This window comes from Paenibacillus sp. HGF5 (genome assembly GCF_000204455.1).
GTDB classification, from domain to species: Bacteria; Bacillota; Bacilli; order Paenibacillales; family Paenibacillaceae; genus Paenibacillus_AQ; species Paenibacillus_AQ lautus_A.
Window position 1 is genome coordinate 62,584 of record NZ_AEXS01000019.1, and the last position, 17,810, is coordinate 80,393.

Below are 17,810 nucleotides of genomic sequence, written 5' to 3' on the forward strand. Positions count from 1 at the left end.
AGGTTTAGATACGTTTGTAATACAGCACCGTTCCGGCAAGCTCACCGTTAGAGGATATGGCATAATCGGGTATAACTCCAGCTTGGATGTAACCCAGAGACTGATACAGCTTGTTGGAAGGGTCCCCCTCCCGGGTATCTAAGACCAATAGGGTTCTGCCCTCTGCCTTGGCTTTCGGCTCCAGATGCAGCATCAGCGTTCTGCCGATACCTCCGCGGCGGGAAGCCGGATCTACCATCAATTTCGCCACCTCAGCCCGGTGCCTTCCATTCGCTTTCGTTGCGCACTGCAATTGAACCGAGCCGATCATCTTCCCATCCTGCATGGCTGCCCACAGGGTAACCCCTGGGCCAAGGGCATCCTTCCAGTAAGCGGAAGCTTCATCATAAGACAGCGGAGCTAAGAATCCCACCGATGCCCCATCTTCTACAACCCGAATCAATAATTCCGTCAATTGATGATGCGTGTCGGTTTCTAATCGGTCGACCTCCACAATCGTAAATTCCTGATTCATGATCGGACACTCCCTCTCTCATCTATTAAACCCATTCTATCCGTTCTGTTGCCATATGTAATCATGTTCTGCAAAGTCAAGCCATGCCGCGCGCTCAGATTCCCTTATCGTTTCAAGATGTCGGCCAGCGCTTCATTCAGCGTATCGTATGCAAAATGAAAACCTGCCTTGCAAAGTCTGTCCGGAATCACCCAGCGGCTCTTCAGCACGAGTTCCGTTTCCGTACGTATAAGCCTGGCCCCCAGCTCAAGCAGCCATTTAGGCGACGGCAATCCCATTCTGCGATTCAACGCAAGCCGAAGCTGCTCCATCAGTTCCTTGTTCGTCACCGGATAAGGAGATGCACCATTAAAAACCCCGCTCAGCTCTTCCTTCTCCTGCAAAAACAGAATCATGCGATACAGATCCTCCACATGGATCCAGCTGAACCTTTGCTTACCCGTACCTTGGACGCCGCCGAGCCCGAATTTTACCAAGTTAACATAAGGCGTCATGACACCGCCGCCAGGTCCCAGCACAATGGCAATGCGCAGGGCGATTTGCCTCGTCTGAGGCAATCGGAATGAGAAGAAAGCGCGCTCCCATTCCTTGGCAACCTCGACGGAGAAGCCTTCGCCGATCTCGCCCTGCTCCTCCGTCATCGGCTTATCTTCGGCATGGCGATAAATCGTGGCCGTGCTGGAATTAAACCAGGTACGCGGAGGAATACGGCAGGCCTCGACGGCGCTGCCGAGTATGTTCGTTGTCTCTGTTCTCGATTTCAGAATAAGCTCCTTGTTGTTTTCATTGTAACGGCAATTAACGGATTTGCCCGCTAAATTAATGAGCATATCCGCCCCCTCCAGGGCAGCGACGATGGCTTCGCGATCGTTCCATGCGATATGACCCTGCCGTCGGGAGATTATAAGTACCTGTGCTTGCTGCTCATTCGTGAATTTTTTCGCAAGATAAGTTCCGATAAAACCAGTTCCACCAGCTAAAACGATCTTTTTCATAGAATAGAATCAGCTCATTTCTCTATGTTTTATCCACGTCATATACTCCATTTGACCATCGTTTCTTCCAATATACCATTTTTTCAATAGAGAATAAAAAGAAAACACCCTCCTCATAGAAGGTGCTCCATTCATACGAAACCTACTTCCTTGGCATCGAAAACAAATACGTGGAGAAATCACGGTTAATGTAATCCTTAAAATGCCTCTTGTCAGCTACGGGAAAACGATCCAGTTCCTCTGTTGTCCACTCGCTCAGATGGGTCTCGAACTCATTGCCGTATTCAGCGCCCTGCGGCCAGTCTGTTCCAATCGGAATATTAAGCAGGACAAAGCGGGATTTTTCAATGCAGGTCTGCAGCAGGACGAGCGCCCGCTCTTTTGTAAAATGCTCCAGAACGTCACCCAGAATGATTAAATCGAATTGTCCCGGCTGGACCTGCGTTTGCAGATGATCGTAAGCATCCGCAACGTGGATTTTATTATAGAAGCATTCGTGGTAGGTATCGATATTGACAGGGTAAATCTCGATTCCTTCGATCCGCGTGTTCCAATACGCGCGAAATACGCGTCCTTCCCATACGTCCAAATACTCCCGGCAGATCATGCCCCAGCGGCCAAAACCTACCCCGATATCCAGAACGGACTTGGGAGCTACATAGCGGATCAGATCCACGCAATACGATAAATTCTGCCAGTTTGACGTCCCCATTCCCATACCTCCATTCGGAATCTTAACGCCCCAAATTCATCATCATATTCATCATTCGATTCATGACGCTCCCCGGCTCTTCCATTCCAACCTAATCCAGTGTATTCCTGGCCTTCCATTCCGGACTCGTCAGTTAACCATTTTCGTTGCACACATTTCGCTCATAAACAAAAAAAGATCCCCGAAGGGATCTATCCATTTAATAATGAGGTGATATGATTCTTCATGAACTGATAGCTGCCCTGATCATCCTTCTTCGCATAGAAACGAAGCCCGTCCAGCGCCCGAAATAGCTGATAGCACAGCAGCCTTTCTTCAAAATAGGGAATCTTCTCGCCTTGCTGCTCCATCGCTTCCTGCAGCCGCTTGGGAAATCCCAGCATCGGATACCACATATGAATAACGGAGACGTCCATCATGAAATCGCCGAACATGGCCATCTCCCAATCCACGATACCGGTTACGTTTTCGTTCTCTCCAAGCATGTTGCCCAAATGGAAATCACCATGGACAAGATAGCGCTCCGATGGCGAATAGCGAACAAGTTCAATCATCGTTTGGTAGATCTCTTCGAAAAACGCTTTTTCCAGAAAACTGTGCTCATACAGGCTCTGCCATCCATGGTAGAAACCTTCTTGCTCCGCATCGAATACAGACGTCAGGTGGTCCAGCCATGAACGATGAGCAGCCTTGCCTTCCGGAGTAATCCACCCGAAGCCCTCATGGGACTCTCCGGTAGGGGTCTGAAGGATCCGCATGAATTGCTGGACGATGTCGGGAACCAGCCCTCGAATTTGTGCCGGCTCAAGAGCGCTTATCGGCGTACCGGGTACTTTATCCGAGATCGAGTAATGGATATTCCCCACGCTTCCGATCTTATGGATTCGAGGAATGGGCAAGGATTGATCACCGTACATACTGTAGATTTTGTTTACTTTATGAAGGCTGTCCCCATTATCCTTAAAATGAATGACATAATCGGCATCGCCCTTACGATAACTGAATACCTTGCTTAATTCTCCCATCTCGATGGGGGTGACATTCAGCACCGTCTCTCCTTCAATCTGCTGGAGATGGCTTACCGCCTTATCCAAAGTCATCTCCGGCTTGAATGTCTTCATAACCCTTGCCCCTCCTTCGTCTCCGTATTCAGGTTCCTGGACGCATTCCATCTTCGATATAACAGAGGAAACAACTCATACAGATTACATGAGATACTTGATGCGGATATATGGATAGCAGAACCCGTCATGCCTTTATTCATGCTCATGAGCTTCCTTTTCCAGGCGGGATGCCTGGACATCAAAAGTTCAGGATCATATACATCGATCCCTATAAACTTCTCATTCTTAATCTGATAGATGTGAATGTTCTTGATTTCGCTCCACGCGACGGCTCCGGCGCTCGCATAGGAGGATCTATCAACGATTCCCTCCCGATGGATCAGAAGTGCAGGCTCCGATTGAACAAGCTTGACGATGGAAAACACCAGTCCCATGCCAAAAAACAACGCGCAAATGATTCCAACTAATACGATAAAGATGTTGCTCGAGGTTAACCCTCCGTACACTAACCCGCTGCCTACCAACACAAATGCCAGGGAACCCACCAGCATTTTGGTCACCTTGGGATAAATCTTGATTTCTTCTTGTTCCTGCATAGCTTGCACTCCCTGTTTCTATTTACAATATCTAGAGGATATCATCCGATCGTTATGAATCATAGCTAACCTCGAATTCTTTAACGAATACAGCCGTACCGGAAATATAGACGTCCATGGTCTCTTCAAAGCGATTCACTTGAACATCGACTCTACCGTCTTTCCCCATTTCCTTGCCTTGTTCAACGATAAATCGTGCGGAGAGGGCCTCGGGATTCAAATAGGTTAAATAGTAAGCTCCCATTACGCCTGACGCGGTTCCGGTTACCGGATCCTCGACGGTGCCTGAGTACGGTGAAGAGAAATGTCTGGCATGCATGAACGAAGACTCGTCGATCGTTTCCAGGCAAAAAGGGTGCAGAGAGGCTTTCGGATTGTCCGTTAATATATCCGGGAACATGGCATTATGAGGCACCATCCGCCTAAACGGCTCCAGCCCCTTAATCGGTACCAGCAATGTCCAAATCCCTGTGCTTCCATATACGATCGGCATTGCGAAATCCAAATCCTCGCGCTGCAGGCCCATGGATGATGCCAGGCGGTCAACATCTCCCTCAAAGGGCAGGAATTGAGGATGATCCTGCTTCATCTTCATGGTTAGCTTTCCCTGAGCATCCTGAAATTCGATCGGCAAATTGCCCACTCTTGTCTCAATCCACACGGTTTCTTTGTCAGGGAGCAGCCCCTTGGTCTTCAAGGCATACATCGAGGCCATGGTGGCATGGCCGCACAAATTCATCTCATGTCCGGGCGTAAAATATCTTAATCGGACATCTGCTTGCTCCGATTTTAATATGAAGGTCGTTTCATTGAACCCTACGCTATGGGCGATGGCCTGCATCTCCTTCTCTGTCAACTCGTCAGCGTTCAAGACCACGCCGGCAGGATTACCCATATTAGGCTGTATGGAGAATGCATCATAATGAAGTACGTTGATGGATTTCATGTCCTTTAGTTCCTTCTTTCAATAATGACTTAAATGGAGAACAAAATTTGAGAAGATTTTACCATTGGACATGGGTTAAATCCAGACCAAATTTACAATCAGCAGCCTTCACCCGGCAAATTTCGTTCCGCCGGTCCCGTTGCACGACACGTGCAAGCAAAAAAACGGTCTATGTGACCGGTTCTTTATAGAGAAATGAGCTTGATGATGCGATAATTCGTCATTTTTTGATACGCACGGGTTCAATTTGGCGCTCAACGGTTCATTTCGTAAGCCGACCTGAATATATATCTGGCATATTCTTTGGAATGGACTATACGCGGGGGTGATGTATTGATCGCTATCAGCCTATGCATGATCGTAAAAAATGAGGAACATCATCTGAACCGCTGCCTGTCCCGGATAACAGACATCGTGGATGAGATCGTCATTGTGGATACAGGCTCCACCGATCGCACGAAAGAAATCGCCCGGTCCTTTCAGGCGGTCGTTTATGATTTTGAATGGATCGACGATTTTGCGGCTGCGCGAAACTTTGCTTTTAGCAAGGCCAGCCAGGACTATATCCTGTGGCTCGATGCCGACGACGTGCTGCTTGAAGAAGACCGGATGAAACTAATAGCGCTTAAAGAAAACCTTACGCCCGACATCGATTCCGTGACCATGCTCTATCATTTGAGCTCGGACGAATTCGGCAATGTCACCTTCCGTCTGCGGCGCAATCGTCTTGTCAAACGAAGCCGGGCTTTTCGATGGATCGGGCCCGTCCACGAATATTTGGAGGTGTACGGTCATGTTCTGAATAGCGATGTTGCCATTACCCATCTCAGCTCGAATCATGATCCGGACACCGGCCGGAATCTCAGAATCTATGTGCAGCGCGAGGCAGCCGGCGAATCGTTCACCCCGCGGGATCTGTTCTATTATGCGAATGAACTAAAGGATCACCGTCTTTTCGAGAAAGCGATCGATTATTACGAACGATTCTTACATACGGAAAAAGGCTGGGTCGAGGATGTTCTCTCGGCCTGCAGCAGGCTGTCCGATTGCCATCACGAGCTCGGAAACGGGCAAGCCGCATTTGAATCCTCTCTCCGATCCCTGCAATATGCGCCGCCGCGGGCCGAATTCTGCTGCCGCATCGGTTACCATTTTCTCGAGAAAAACCAATATGATACGGCCATCTACTGGTATAAGCTGGCTACCGAGCTTGAGCTGCCTCCGGATTACATGGGATTTCATAATCCCTCCTTCTCCACATGGCTTCCCCATCTGCAATTGGCCGTTTGTTACGACCGAATCGGAGCTTATGCGCTTGCCAATCAGCATAATGATAAGGCGCTTGCCTACCGACCGGGCGATGAGACGATGCTGGCGAACCAAGAATATTTTCGAAACAAGCTGCAGGAGCTTCAGCGTGACGATGAGAGGCAGAGCTCATGACGACCCAGGGGCGAAGACGCGTTTTGATCGGCAGTCCTGTACGGCAGAAACCGGAGATTCTGGACCATTTCCTTACCTCATTGCTGCGGCTGGAACAAAATTCCCTGGAGCTGTGCTACTTCTTTATCGATGACAACAACGATGAATTATCCAGCGCCAGATTGAGCCGATTTATGAAAGAAGTTAACCGGGTGGTTATCCACAGCGCCCATACGCCTGATGATCACGAATATATCCGCGACGAGACAACCCATTATTGGAACGATCGATTGATTTGGAAGGTAGCCGATTATAAGAACAAGATCATTCAATATGCGCTTGACTTACGGTTTGACTATCTGTTTCTGGTCGATTCGGATTTGCTGCTGGCACCGCAGACCCTGATTCACCTCATCGCCACCGACAAAGAGATCATTTCGGAAATCTTCTGGACCCGTTGGCAGCCGGACTCACGTCCCCAACCCCAGGTGTGGCTCAAGGATGAATATACCCAATACGAACAACAGGCGGGCGAAACGTTGGACGAAGCCCAAAAGGAACATCGCTATCAACAATTCGTGAGCCGGTTAACGGAGGCCGGCGTGTATGAAGTCGGCGGACTCGGAGCTTGCACTTTAATCAGCCGCCGGGCTCTTGTGCGCGGGGTTAACTATAAACCTATCTACAATTTGTCCTTCTGGGGAGAGGATCGGCATTTCAGCATTCGGGCGGCTGCGCTGGGGTTCACCTTGTATGTAGATACGCACTACCCGGCTTACCATATCTACCGTGAAAGCGATCTTCACCATGCCGGACTGTTCCTGAAGGCTACGGATAAGACTACATCCATCCCCGAGGTTACGCGAAGCTGTTTCGAGGAACGAGAAGAGGGCTGTCTCAGCCCCATTGATGCGAATCGCCGCAAGGCCCGCCCATCGCTCACCCTGACGATGGTTCTGAAGAATGAAGGCCAACGCTATCTGCGGCAAGCGCTTGAACGGCATCGGGACTACATTGACCAAGCCGTTATTATCGATGATGCAAGTACGGATAACACGCTGGATGTATGTATGGAAGTTTTGAAGGGAATTCCGCTGCGTCTTATCAGCAACGAGGCATCCTTGTTTCACAACGAGGTTGAGCTGAGAAAGCAGCAATGGCGCGAAACTTTGAACGTTCATCCCGAATGGATTCTGAATTTGGATGCGGACGAATGGTTTGAGTCTTCCTTTACGGCTGAGCTTCCTTCCATGCTGAAGCAAAACGAGTTCGATTTGTACTGCTTCCGGCTTTATGATTTTTGGAACGAAACCCATTACCGGGACGATGAATTCTGGAGCTCGCATAAAACCTATCGCCCTTTTCTTCTGCGTTACCGTCCCGAAATGAAGTATTGCTGGAAAGAGACGGCCCAGCACTGTGGAAGGTTCCCGGCGAATGTATTCGATCTTCCCCACCATCTTTCAGCTATTCGCCTTAAACATTACGGGTGGGCCAAACCGGAATACAGGCTGGAGAAGCTCAAGCGTTATCGTCAGCTTGATCCTGAAGCGGAGTTCGGCTCGAAAGAACAGTACGACTCCATTCTGGATGAATCGCCTGCACTTGTTGAATGGATGGAATAACGAATAACCATAAGAGGAAGCGATAGAATTGAAAATCATTCATACCCTGCCCTTATTCATTCGGGAGAGCTCGCGCAAGAATGATTTACACATGGCCAGCCTGGCGTTAAGCAGTCTGCAGCGTTCCCGGGAGCATAGGACGGTTCTGTTTAATCAAGGATGCCTTACGAATGAAGAGCTGCAAGAATGGCTGCAAACGTCAGGCCTATCCGGTGTTATTCTCGGGAACGGAGCGAATATCGGTATCGCTGCCGCCAGGCAAGCCTGTTTTGAATTCATATGGGAGCACTTCCCTGAAGCGGGGTACATCTCCGAAATTCATGTCGACATGCTCTTTCCTCCGGATTGGCACGAACCTCTTCTTCGTTATCTGGAATGTAACGACGAACCTATGGTATCGCCCGGCATCGTTACCTCAACCGGAGAACTGCAGCCCTTGGGTGAGTTCATTGTTCTTCCGAAAACACCAGGTGAGCTCAGCGAAACGCTCCAGCGGCTGTCAAGAAAAGGGATTGCGGATGGATTCGTGCATCCGGTCGTTCACCGTGCGGAAGCCCTTCGCCATATTGGAGGTTATGATACTCGATTCTTATCCGGCAAGCAGGGCTATGAGGATGACAGTCTGCTTCTGGGCATGCGGTATTATATGGGAACCCGCACGGCATGGAGGCCGAAATGCTGCCTGGCCTCCTGGGTATACCATGCAACCATGGCCCAACGCATGTCGATGCCGGACAAATACATCGAATTTTCCATGAACGAGACTGGCCTGTTTCATCAATACGGGGCGTACGGATTGAGAGAACTGGCTGAGATTCACAACGGCTCCGGTGAGTTCCACCAGCTGTTTCGCAAGTACACGCCAGAACACAAAGGGGTGACCGAATGATATGCTGCCGGATGAACGCCAGAAGAAGATTTGGGATCAGCTATGGTCCCGGGAGGTATCCTATCACTGGGATTCACTAAGCCAAACCATCTACGATAAGATCATGGAGGTTACAGGAGGCATCGAAGGGAAGCGCATACTCGAGGCCGGTTCCGGAACGGGCAAGATTTCGCTGCGCCTGGCTGCTGAGCATGCGGAAGTGACGCTGGTCGACTATTCCGAGAATGCGCTGCACAACAGCCGGAGCGCCTTTTATAGCGCGAAGGTTCCGGGCACCTTTGTTCTCTCCGATATTAGGGAGATGCGGCTTCCTGACCAGCACTTTGATCTAACCTGGAATGCGGGGGTGCTGGAGCATTTTGAGGAAGAAGAGCGGATCGCGATATTAAGAGAAATGAAACGGGTTACCAAGCCGGGAGGAACGATGCTGATCCTCACCCCTTTTGCGGAATGTTTGCCGTATCGTGCGGGTAAAGAAGCCGCCGAACAGCTGGGCACCTGGATGTATGGCACGGAGCATCCCGCCTCCACGCTCAGAAATCAATTTGAGCGGTGTGGTGTAACGTTGATCGAGGAGAGCAGCATCGGCTTTTTGAACAGTTTGGATTTTCTTGATTTCATCCGGGATTCCCAGACCGTCAAGCATTGGCTGACGATGTGGTACCATAGACTCCCTGAATACGAGAAGCGCAATGTGCCCGGATACCTGCTCGTCAGCGTTGGAACGGTTGGACCGTTACCCGAGGCTGCCGAGCGGCAATGCACGCAGCCTCTTGATGATGATCTATCGCCTGACGAGAAACTGTCCCGTGCCCAAACGATTATCTCTACCTATCATGCCAAGCGGAATGGGAGCCACTATCTGTCTGTTTATAAGGATGAAGAAGCCAGCTACTGGTACCCGCTGCTTCCGATCCTGGACTCGTTGCTTGTGCACCGGGGCACCCGTGTACTGGATATCGGCGCTGCTTACGGTACGCTGCTAATGTACAGCGTATTGTCCGGAGCTCAGGCATACGGCTTGGATCACATGGCGGATTACTGGTCCGTGGAACTGGAACAGGACTACGGGATCCGGTGGAGTCAGTGCAATGTAGAAGCCGAGGATATTCCGGGAAACGAACGGTACGATATCGTTCTCTTTACGGAAGTGCTCGAGCATATGAATTACAATCCGATACCGGTTCTCCGGAAAATCCATGACAAACTGATGCCTGGCGGAAGCCTGCTCATCTCAACGCCGTGGAAACGGCATTTTGCGCCTGCTCGTCACGATCCTGATCTCCTCGATATGCCTTACTACCGGATAGGAGACGGTTTTGTTGATGCCGAGATGAAATATTATTCGATCGATGAAATATATGTACTCGCCGAAGCGACGAATTTTCAGGTGAAATCGCTGGAGATCTATAACGGCCATATACTTGCCTGGTTTCTGAGAACGCAGCAGCCTGGAATTTGACCTTATCCCGCTTTACCCAGAAAGATTCTTATGAACAGACAACAGCCCGGCTCATCTTTAGAGCCGGGCTGTTGCAGCATGCTGTCCTAACTATTTCACAGAGACGGTAATGGTTACGGTCTTCGAATTGTACTGCCCCTTAATGCGGGCGGTTCCCTTCGCGATCGCTTCAATGCGTCCATTCGTTACTTTGGCCACGCTGGAGTTGCTGGTTGTCCACACGGCGGTGTCCCCAACACTCGTTTTTGCGCCGGTATCATATTCGGCCGTAACCGTTACGGTTTTGACGTCACCGGGCTTCAAGTTCAGTTTCTTCTCGCTGGCGATCAATTTCGTCATCTTCGGAACCACGTTTACTTTAACGGTGACTTCTTTGCCTTGGTATGAACCCGTAATCGTTGCTTTACCCTCGGCAACCGCTTTAACGGAGGTTCTGGATACCGTTACGATCGCGGTGTCCGAAGAACTCCAATTCATCTTGGATGAGAGCGAAACCGTTTTGCCGTTGCTGTAGTAGCCTGTAACTTTAATCGATTTGGATTTCTTGATGTTGAGGTCAATATTCTCCGGGTCTACGACAAACTTAACGACTTCCTGTTCAACCACGACCGGAATCTTGACCTCTTTGTTCAAATATGTGCCTTTCAGCGTTGTCGAGCCTTTCGTTAAGCCCTTGATCGTACCGTCTTTAATGACAGCCGCAGATCCTGTCAGCGACCATTCGATGGAAGAGGTCACATCGCTCTCTTCGCCATCCTCGAATACGGCATTTACTTTCGGCAGCGCGTTGCTTCTGCCTATAACCAGCTGATACTCCTCTACATCCGGCAGCAGCACCAGCACTTTTTCGTTAACCGTAACCGGCAGCGTCGCTACTTCTCTGGAACCGATCTTACCGGTGATTGTTGCTGTACCGGCATCGATGCCTTTGATTTTGCCGTCTTCGGTCGTTACCACATTCTCATCGCTTGATGTCCAGGTCACCGCACTGCTGAAATCCTCTTCCTCGTCGTCCAGAAGCGTTCCCGTCACCTTAGGGAAGGATTTGGATTCGTCTTTCAGCACATCCACCTTCGTGTCCTCTGTTTCAAACTTGGTTACCGTCGGATACACCTTAACGGTAAATTCTTTGCTGATTCCGAGGTAGCTCACCTTGATGGTGGAGGTTCCCTTAGCTCTTGCCGTAATCACGCCACCGTTGACGGATACCGCCAGCGGATTGGATGAGGTCCATTCCCCGGCCACGTCGATGGATTGGGAAGCCGCATTACGAACCTTGGCTTTTACCGTAATCGAATCGTTCATAAACAGAACCGGATTCTTGACGAAATCCGTCTGATCCAGTATCAAAGCTTCATATGGATTGCGCACATACACATCCAGCTTGGCAGTCGAACCCAGATAGCTCACGCTGATCGTGGATTTACCCAATGCCACCGGCTTCAGCTTGCCATCCTCAACCGTTGCTACGGAAGTGTTGGACGATTTCAACTCTATCTTGTCCGTTACGTCCGTACCTGCATCGGTCTCCGACTGCTTGGCGAACACTTTAAGATCCACAGGCGCATCACCGACTAGCAGCTCCTGATCCTCACCCGGAACGATCGCAAGCTTTTGGTAAGGAGCGACGACTTTGACCGTAAAGGAAGCTTTGAGCCCTTTGTAATCCGCAGTCACGGTTGCGCTGCCCAGTCCTACGAGGGTCAGTTCCCCTTTGCTTACTTTCACTACGCTGTCATCGGAAGTGGTCCACTTCGATTCCGTTGTCACGTCGTTCGTTCCGTCAGCCAGTGCTTTAACGGTTAAACCTTCCGTTCCAAGCTTATGCTCCACTTTATCCGGCTGATCCAGCTTGAACTCGTCGATGGCAAATTTGACGTCGACATCAATCGTTTTGATTGCGCCTTTGTATTTTGCCGTAATACGAGCCGTACCCTTCTCCAGCGGAATAATGAGACCGCCGTCAACCTTTACGATCCTCGTGTTGGACGAAGTCCACGTCGTCTCATTGGTTACGTCCTTCTTCGTGGAAGATCCTTCAATGTTAGCCAATACGCGAAGTTGTTCCGTTGTTTCATTAACGGTTAAGTAAATTTTGCTCTCGTTCGTATCAAATTCAATCGATGTTACGTCCCCGGAGGCGGCGAATACGCTGGTTGGAAAAACCATCGCCAACATCATCACAACGACAAGAAAGATCTTCGTTGTCTTTCTGTTTAAGCTCATTTATTTCTCTCCTTTGTACCTTCTGTCTCGCAGGCTTTTTTTCCAGTCTATCTGTATATCGACAGTCCCGGATTAAATCGTTACCTTCTGAAGCCAAAATGGGCACAAAGTAGGATATTTTCCCATCTGCGGTTGTTCATTAAAATAAACTCCTCAGCTTAGTTGAATGAGTTTAACATTGTTCCACAGATAATGGATGCCTGAGTAAATCGTTAAGGCTACTGCGGCAAGCATGAGCAATTCGTCCACTTGGACCATCCTGATGAACGTAAACGGAGCGTTATCCAGCAATACCGCTGCAATGGCTGTGACTTGAAGGACCATTTTCAATTTGCCGAGCCTATCAGCAGACAATGCGATTCCCTGCTCGGAGGCGACCATCCGAAGTCCCGTAATGACGAACTCCCGGGCGATGATGGCAACGGCGATCCAAGTCGCAACCATGCCGGATTGAACCATCATAATTAAGGCGACCGATATGAGCAGTTTATCTGCGAGCGGGTCCAGCAACTTTCCAAGGTTCGTGATTTGATTCATTTTCCGTGCAATGTAACCGTCCAGCTTGTCCGTAGCCGATGCAAGAATGAACACGCCCAGCGCGATGTAGGTTCCATAAGCATGAATGAATCCGAAGAAGCGGCTGTTCTCGGTCAACCATAACGGATACTCGGCAAAAAATAAAATAAAGACGGGAATCAATAATATTCTGGCTATCGTTATGCGGTTGGCAAGGTTCATCGGCTCATCTCCTCGATCTGCAATTGGAATCGTTCCTTCCCCCAACTATTCGGTATCGTAAAAGGTCATGTGCTCTTTATCCGCTCGGTAATAGTCCAGCCTGTCCTGCAATCCGCCCGTATGAAACTCGAACATGTGGCCGTCCGGATCCAGGAAGTAAATCGACTTCTTATCCTTCTCGTCCCTTGCCCTACCCGGCAAAATCTCCACTTGGAGCGATTGAAGGCGAACCAGCGTCGGTTCCACATCCTGCTCATCGATGGTAAATGCAATATGCGTATAGGTTCTGTTTGCCGTGGTTCGGTCCACGTCTTCTTCGTTTAGAGCAATCCACAGCCCGTTCAGATCGAAATAAGCCAGCTTTCGCCCTCTGACCAGAAGCTTGGCTCCAAACACGTCCCTGTAAAAAACAATGGACCGTTCCAAGTGCGAAACCGAAAAGCAGAGATGGTTAATGGCCTGCAGATTCATTGTTCGGCGGCTCCCTTTCTATATAGATTCAATGATGTCCAGCACATGCAGCGGTTGACGGATCTTCTCATACCCGCTCTCCATAAACGTATTGTACCAATAGGCGTGATATGGCATTAATTCGGCACTGCCCGCTCCTCTCAGCTCATCTGAACCGCCATCCCCGATAAACAGGGCTTCCTCCGGTCTTACGGATAAGCGCTCACAAGCCAATCGATAGATTTCTGCATTCGGCTTGGCTACCCCAACCTGATAAGAGAAGATAACGTCATCGAAGTAGGGGGCCAATCTGCTCTGGCCAAAAGAAACCACCTCTTCTTCCGAGCAATTGCTGATCAAGCCCAGCCTCAGTCCCCGTTCCCGCAGAAGTTCCAGCATCCTGCAGATCTCCTTCGAGATCGTATGGAAAGGAATTTTCTTCTCGCTGACTCTCGACTGATATAGAAATTCCACGTGTTCCTGAGGATAGGGCAAACTGCGAGATTCCAGAATGTCGCGGATCACCGAATGATAGTCGGGAAAATGCCCATTCATTCTGCGCTCCGAACGAGTGCTCCACTCCTGTTTAAACTCTGCGTCTGATAGCCCGAGTCTATCCATATAATCATAGGATCTCTTAGATACCCGCTTGCCGTCTGCAAACTCCGTGATTAACGTCTCATATAAATCGAAGAACACCGCCTCGACTGGCATACCCTCCGCTCCCTTCGTTAATCGGCGAGACCTGCCGCCTGTGGTATTCTGGCCGGATACCGCCTAACCATTTCCTCCAGAACGTGCCCTGTCTTTTCATCCCATATCTCGCTTAATTCAAACGTCCCCTCTTCGAAAAACAAAGGAAACCTTCGTTTAAACCAATCCTGCATGGGCAAATTCAACGCCTCTTCTCGATCCACCCATAACAGTTCCCCTTCGGGAGGATGCTCAAGCAGCTCCCCTTCAAAGGAAGTGGCCAAATAATTAAATACCATGTACCGAAGCCCCGTATTCGGTTCACAGGATTCTTCAAGACCTTTATAGATGATGTCCTTCACAATCAAGCCGGTTTCCTCCCGAACCTCCCGAATGGCTCCGTTTACAATGCTTTCCGGAAAATCCACCTTGCCGCCGGGGGCAATATATCCGGGGAATCCTTTGTCATCCGGTCTGTTCATCAGCAAAATTCTGCTTCCGTCTTGTATCATGCACATGGTGTACAGCTTCACTTCGGTCTGCAACCTCATCCCTCATTCCTGTCCGATCTGCTTGGTTATAGTATACAACCCCAAGCGCTGGAAGACGATACGATGGACGGAGATTCATGTATATCTGTTGCCACTATTCACCGGTTGTTAATCCTCGTCAAAAAAAGGCCGGAGCAGCTTCTGCTCCGGCCTTAACGGCAATGTATGATCCACCTGGTTGGATCTTCGCTTTACGCGGCCATTCGCATGTCGGCCGAATACCCGCCATACATCATATAACTCGCGGTCGGCGATTGAACCTCCATCGGAGCCATGCTTCCAATGGCCGATGCCCCGCTGCTGTTCCATTGAATCAGCCTAACGACAGCTTCGACATCCCCGGATTGGTATGCCTCTGCCAATGCCTGAAGATTCAGGGTCATCTCTGCCTCTTCCGGCATAGCCAATCCAAGCTCCTCTTCCTCCGGGTTCAACGATTGCAGCACCTTTTGAGCTCGATGAAGGGCCGCTTTTACCGCTCCGTCCGTCGTTTGCAGCATATTCGCGGTTTCCGAAATGGAATATTCGTACACCTCACGAAGCAGCAGCACCGTTCGCTGCAGGGGAGACAAATGTTCCATCAGCCATTGAAAGGCGAACTCGATGTTCAGCTTGCTGTCCTCGTTCGAGGCTTCTTCTTTAGGCAATACGTGCTCCAGCTTCTCATCCAGAATTCGTCGATAGGTTTGATCCCGGCGGACCCGGTCAATCCATGTATTCTTGGCGATCCGAATCAGGAGAGCTTCGGGATTGGCATGGCTCCGCTGCTGCAAATGCTCCAGCGCCTTGATCCATGTGTCCTGCACCAGATCATCGGAATCCCATGAGGAGTTTGTAAGGGACAGACAATACCTGTGCAGGGCAGCATTCAGCTCCGCCAGGCCCTGGTCGGCCGCCGTGGTGGCGCTCGGTCGATAGATCGTCATCGGAATCCAACTCCTTTCCACATCTCGGTAGGATATCTTATAGGTAAACGAATGAAGCGTGCTTTTCGTTACGCTGTCATCAAAAATATATTTCGTGGTTTCTTTCGTATCTTTTGCAGCGGTCTCTTCGTTTACTTGCTGAATCACGAAAACCTTACGAAGATGGAGGATGAAACCATGAATTTTGTTCCTTATGTTGTTGAACAAACCAACCGTGGCGAACGATCATACGATATTTATTCCCGGCTGCTGAAGGATCGGATCGTGTTTGTGGGCGCAGCCATCGATGACGCCATCGCCAACAGCATTATCGCGCAGCTGTTGTTTCTTGCGGCCGAGGACCCCGAGAAGGATATCCATATGTACATCAACAGTCCGGGCGGCTCGGTATCGGCGGGCTTTGGCATTTACGATACCATGCAGATAATCAAACCTCAAGTCAACACCATCTGCACGGGATTCGCCGCATCATACGGTGCGATCCTGCTGCTGGCTGGCGCCAAAGGCAAGCGCCTCGCTCTGCCGAACAGCGAAATTATGATCCATCAGCCGCTGGGCGGTGTACAGGGGCAGGCCACCGATATCGCTATTACGGCTAAACGCATCCTGAAAACCCGTGAGAAGCTGGCGCATATTATATCCGAGCGCACAGGTCAGTCCGTCGAACGCGTCGAAAAGGATATGGAGCGGGATTATTTTATGTCGGCGGAAGAAGCGAAGGAATACGGGATCATTGACGACATCGTCACCAAACTGTGACGCTATCCGATGAATGCCCATGATCCGATTAACCCCGATACTCTATTTTATTCACAAGGAGTGAACCGTATATGCTGAAAAATTTGCTGAATCAGGAAGTGAGCATCTATTTTACGGATGGAAGTTATGTGCGAAACGGCACGCTGGAGGAAGTAGGCGAACAATTCATCCGATACAAAGATGAATATGAGATGCTGTACGTACCGTTAACCGCGATCCGCTACGTTTCGGTGAATACCAAGGAACGGGACAAACCGAGAGTGGGCTTTGCGCCAACTTCTTGATAAAACAACAAGAACCGCATGGGCTCTTAAGCTCATGCGGTTCTGTTTGCATCATGCTTTATTTTGTCTACTATGAATGAAACCATGCGCTGTTTGCAGACCTCGTTCTGCTCCCTCTGATGATGGCCGATAAATGCCAGCGCATGAACGACGGAGTAAAAATCAATCAGTGTCCGCTGTTCCCGGTCCGCTCCCCACTGCCTGCATAACGCCTCTACGTAGGCCATTCCCCGGTCTCCGATATCAGAGACCACCGCCGTTTGGGTGAGGGCAATCATGTACAGCGGGTCTCCATAACAGACCCAATCGAAATCCACGATACCTTGCAGCGTGCCATCGGACACAATCACGTTCTTGATCGTGAGATCATCCAGGAAACAGACAGGCTCTATGCGGTCGAAATCAGGCTCGTATCGCCGCTTGATGTGCTGCAATTGAACGATGATGTCCGGAGCAACCTCACCGGTTATGTTGCCGATATGATCGCGGATATCACGATCGATGATCTCCGCCCAGGATGTAAAAGGCCCCTGCTCTCCGATCGGAACCCATCCGAATCCGGTGCCCAAGGGAAGCTCGGACACCTTGCGCTGGAAAACGATGATCTGTCCGGCGAGATCGTCCAATTGTTCATCCGTCATGCCCTCAAGCTCATATCGCAGATCACGGCCCGGAACATGCTCCAGTATCATGTAAGCATAGGGGACCTTCTGAAGGGACACATCCGTTCGAATCACACTTGGCACCGGCAAACCCAGCGATGATAGGATCGCTATGTTGTTTGCAGTATGCTTCAGGACGTCGGGCTTGCGATTGGTTCGTAGAATGATTTGCCGGTCCGGAAATGTTACGCTGTACACCTGATTGGTATGGCCGAATGACATGGGCTCGACCTTAAGCGGCTGAATGCCGTATACCTCTGTCATCAACTCTTCGACGTTCAACTTGAACACCTGCC

At 50.0% G+C, this 17,810-nt stretch carries 19 protein-coding genes; 6 read left to right on the plus strand and 13 right to left on the minus strand.

From position 1 onward, the window contains the following. Nucleotides 1–4 precede the first annotated feature (4 nt). From HMPREF9412_RS03015 to HMPREF9412_RS03040, 6 genes are all read right to left on the minus strand, one after another. Nucleotides 5–514, minus strand: coding sequence for a GNAT family N-acetyltransferase (locus HMPREF9412_RS03015; protein WP_009590012.1), 510 nt, complete (start codon nucleotides 512–514; stop codon nucleotides 5–7). 104 nt (nucleotides 515–618) lie between these two features. After that, a complete protein-coding gene (locus tag HMPREF9412_RS03020; protein WP_009589995.1) occupies nucleotides 619–1,509 on the minus strand; it encodes a TIGR01777 family oxidoreductase in 891 nt (296 codons plus the stop codon). Nucleotides 1,510–1,651: 142 nt separating this feature from the next. After that, nucleotides 1,652–2,221 carry a methyltransferase domain-containing protein gene (locus HMPREF9412_RS03025; RefSeq protein WP_009589841.1) on the minus strand — a complete coding sequence of 190 codons (570 nt, stop codon included), beginning with the start codon at nucleotides 2,219–2,221 and terminating at the stop codon, nucleotides 1,652–1,654. A 191-nt stretch (nucleotides 2,222–2,412) separates the two neighbouring features. Continuing rightward, nucleotides 2,413–3,342: a phosphotransferase family protein gene (locus HMPREF9412_RS03030; protein WP_009589984.1), complete on the minus strand. Its 930-nt coding sequence runs from the start codon at nucleotides 3,340–3,342 to the stop codon at nucleotides 2,413–2,415. Beyond that, nucleotides 3,339–3,881, minus strand: coding sequence for an STM3941 family protein (locus HMPREF9412_RS03035; protein ID WP_009589892.1), 543 nt, complete (start codon nucleotides 3,879–3,881; stop codon nucleotides 3,339–3,341). Before HMPREF9412_RS03035 ends, HMPREF9412_RS03030 begins: the two co-directional genes overlap by 4 nt. A 52-nt stretch (nucleotides 3,882–3,933) precedes the next feature. Next, on the minus strand, nucleotides 3,934–4,827 hold the full coding sequence (locus HMPREF9412_RS03040) for a PhzF family phenazine biosynthesis isomerase (protein WP_009589835.1): 894 nt from the start codon (nucleotides 4,825–4,827) through the stop codon (nucleotides 3,934–3,936). A gap of 333 nt (nucleotides 4,828–5,160) precedes the next feature. Between HMPREF9412_RS03040 and HMPREF9412_RS03045 the strand changes: the two genes are divergently transcribed. The 4 genes from HMPREF9412_RS03045 to HMPREF9412_RS03060 are packed head-to-tail and all read left to right on the plus strand — an operon-like array spanning nucleotide 5,161 to nucleotide 10,225. Continuing rightward, nucleotides 5,161–6,270 carry a glycosyltransferase gene (locus tag HMPREF9412_RS03045; protein ID WP_085981254.1) on the plus strand — a complete coding sequence of 370 codons (1,110 nt, stop codon included), beginning with the start codon at nucleotides 5,161–5,163 and terminating at the stop codon, nucleotides 6,268–6,270. Then, nucleotides 6,267–7,874, plus strand: coding sequence for a glycosyltransferase (locus HMPREF9412_RS03050; RefSeq protein WP_009589902.1), 1,608 nt, complete (start codon nucleotides 6,267–6,269; stop codon nucleotides 7,872–7,874). The genes HMPREF9412_RS03045 and HMPREF9412_RS03050 overlap by 4 nt, the downstream gene beginning before the upstream one ends. A gap of 28 nt (nucleotides 7,875–7,902) precedes the next feature. Then, a complete protein-coding gene (locus HMPREF9412_RS03055; protein ID WP_009589801.1) occupies nucleotides 7,903–8,763 on the plus strand; it encodes a hypothetical protein in 861 nt (286 codons plus the stop codon). A 1-nt stretch (nucleotide 8,764) separates the two neighbouring features. Next, a complete protein-coding gene (locus tag HMPREF9412_RS03060; RefSeq protein WP_009590045.1) occupies nucleotides 8,765–10,225 on the plus strand; it encodes a methyltransferase domain-containing protein in 1,461 nt (486 codons plus the stop codon). A 90-nt stretch (nucleotides 10,226–10,315) separates the two neighbouring features. On the opposite strand, the gene HMPREF9412_RS03065 is transcribed toward HMPREF9412_RS03060, so the two are convergent. From HMPREF9412_RS03065 to HMPREF9412_RS03090, 6 genes are all read right to left on the minus strand, one after another. Next, nucleotides 10,316–12,451 carry an Ig-like domain-containing protein gene (locus HMPREF9412_RS03065; protein ID WP_009589988.1) on the minus strand — a complete coding sequence of 712 codons (2,136 nt, stop codon included), beginning with the start codon at nucleotides 12,449–12,451 and terminating at the stop codon, nucleotides 10,316–10,318. A 153-nt stretch (nucleotides 12,452–12,604) separates the two neighbouring features. Continuing rightward, nucleotides 12,605–13,189: a CDP-diacylglycerol--glycerol-3-phosphate 3-phosphatidyltransferase gene (pgsA, locus tag HMPREF9412_RS03070; RefSeq protein ID WP_009589943.1), complete on the minus strand. Its 585-nt coding sequence runs from the start codon at nucleotides 13,187–13,189 to the stop codon at nucleotides 12,605–12,607. Nucleotides 13,190–13,234: 45 nt separating this feature from the next. Beyond that, the gene (gene fosB, locus HMPREF9412_RS03075; RefSeq protein WP_009589881.1) at nucleotides 13,235–13,660 is read right to left on the minus strand and encodes a metallothiol transferase FosB; all 426 of its coding nucleotides are present in this window, start codon (nucleotides 13,658–13,660) and stop codon (nucleotides 13,235–13,237) included. 18 nt (nucleotides 13,661–13,678) lie between these two features. Continuing rightward, a complete protein-coding gene (locus HMPREF9412_RS03080; protein ID WP_009589930.1) occupies nucleotides 13,679–14,353 on the minus strand; it encodes an HAD family hydrolase in 675 nt (224 codons plus the stop codon). Between the two features lie 17 nt (nucleotides 14,354–14,370). After that, complete coding sequence (locus HMPREF9412_RS03085) at nucleotides 14,371–14,883, minus strand: 8-oxo-dGTP diphosphatase (RefSeq protein ID WP_009589845.1); 513 nt, start codon at nucleotides 14,881–14,883, stop codon at nucleotides 14,371–14,373. A gap of 191 nt (nucleotides 14,884–15,074) precedes the next feature. After that, complete coding sequence (locus HMPREF9412_RS03090) at nucleotides 15,075–15,809, minus strand: RNA polymerase sigma factor (RefSeq protein ID WP_036671122.1); 735 nt, start codon at nucleotides 15,807–15,809, stop codon at nucleotides 15,075–15,077. 162 nt (nucleotides 15,810–15,971) lie between these two features. On the opposite strand from HMPREF9412_RS03090, the gene clpP reads away from it, so the two are divergent. Next, the gene (gene clpP, locus HMPREF9412_RS03095; protein ID WP_083829901.1) at nucleotides 15,972–16,568 is read left to right on the plus strand and encodes an ATP-dependent Clp endopeptidase proteolytic subunit ClpP; all 597 of its coding nucleotides are present in this window, start codon (nucleotides 15,972–15,974) and stop codon (nucleotides 16,566–16,568) included. A gap of 71 nt (nucleotides 16,569–16,639) precedes the next feature. Continuing rightward, nucleotides 16,640–16,852: a hypothetical protein gene (locus HMPREF9412_RS03100; RefSeq protein WP_009590043.1), complete on the plus strand. Its 213-nt coding sequence runs from the start codon at nucleotides 16,640–16,642 to the stop codon at nucleotides 16,850–16,852. Between the two features lie 32 nt (nucleotides 16,853–16,884). On the opposite strand, the gene HMPREF9412_RS03105 is transcribed toward HMPREF9412_RS03100, so the two are convergent. Then, nucleotides 16,885–17,796, minus strand: a complete 912-nt coding sequence (locus HMPREF9412_RS03105) for a phosphotransferase family protein (RefSeq protein ID WP_009589946.1) — start codon at nucleotides 17,794–17,796, stop codon at nucleotides 16,885–16,887. Nucleotides 17,797–17,810 lie beyond the last annotated feature (14 nt).

Coding starts and splice junctions, on each gene's coding strand:
- HMPREF9412_RS03060 (WP_009590045.1), top strand. CDS start 8,765: ATGCTGCCGGATGAACGCCAGAAGAAGATTTGGGATCAGCTATGGTCC.
- pgsA (WP_009589943.1), bottom strand. CDS start 13,189: ATGAACCTTGCCAACCGCATAACGATAGCCAGAATATTATTGATTCCC.
- HMPREF9412_RS03015 (WP_009590012.1), bottom strand. CDS start 514: ATGAATCAGGAATTTACGATTGTGGAGGTCGACCGATTAGAAACCGAC.
- HMPREF9412_RS03020 (WP_009589995.1), bottom strand. CDS start 1,509: ATGAAAAAGATCGTTTTAGCTGGTGGAACTGGTTTTATCGGAACTTAT.
- HMPREF9412_RS03065 (WP_009589988.1), bottom strand. CDS start 12,451: ATGAGCTTAAACAGAAAGACAACGAAGATCTTTCTTGTCGTTGTGATG.
- HMPREF9412_RS03100 (WP_009590043.1), top strand. CDS start 16,640: ATGCTGAAAAATTTGCTGAATCAGGAAGTGAGCATCTATTTTACGGAT.
- clpP (WP_083829901.1), top strand. CDS start 15,972: ATGGAGGATGAAACCATGAATTTTGTTCCTTATGTTGTTGAACAAACC.
- HMPREF9412_RS03030 (WP_009589984.1), bottom strand. CDS start 3,342: ATGAAGACATTCAAGCCGGAGATGACTTTGGATAAGGCGGTAAGCCAT.
- fosB (WP_009589881.1), bottom strand. CDS start 13,660: ATGAATCTGCAGGCCATTAACCATCTCTGCTTTTCGGTTTCGCACTTG.
- HMPREF9412_RS03085 (WP_009589845.1), bottom strand. CDS start 14,883: ATGAGGTTGCAGACCGAAGTGAAGCTGTACACCATGTGCATGATACAA.
- HMPREF9412_RS03050 (WP_009589902.1), top strand. CDS start 6,267: ATGACGACCCAGGGGCGAAGACGCGTTTTGATCGGCAGTCCTGTACGG.
- HMPREF9412_RS03090 (WP_036671122.1), bottom strand. CDS start 15,809: ATGACGATCTATCGACCGAGCGCCACCACGGCGGCCGACCAGGGCCTG.
- HMPREF9412_RS03040 (WP_009589835.1), bottom strand. CDS start 4,827: ATGAAATCCATCAACGTACTTCATTATGATGCATTCTCCATACAGCCT.
- HMPREF9412_RS03025 (WP_009589841.1), bottom strand. CDS start 2,221: ATGGGGACGTCAAACTGGCAGAATTTATCGTATTGCGTGGATCTGATC.
- HMPREF9412_RS03035 (WP_009589892.1), bottom strand. CDS start 3,881: ATGCAGGAACAAGAAGAAATCAAGATTTATCCCAAGGTGACCAAAATG.
- HMPREF9412_RS03080 (WP_009589930.1), bottom strand. CDS start 14,353: ATGCCAGTCGAGGCGGTGTTCTTCGATTTATATGAGACGTTAATCACG.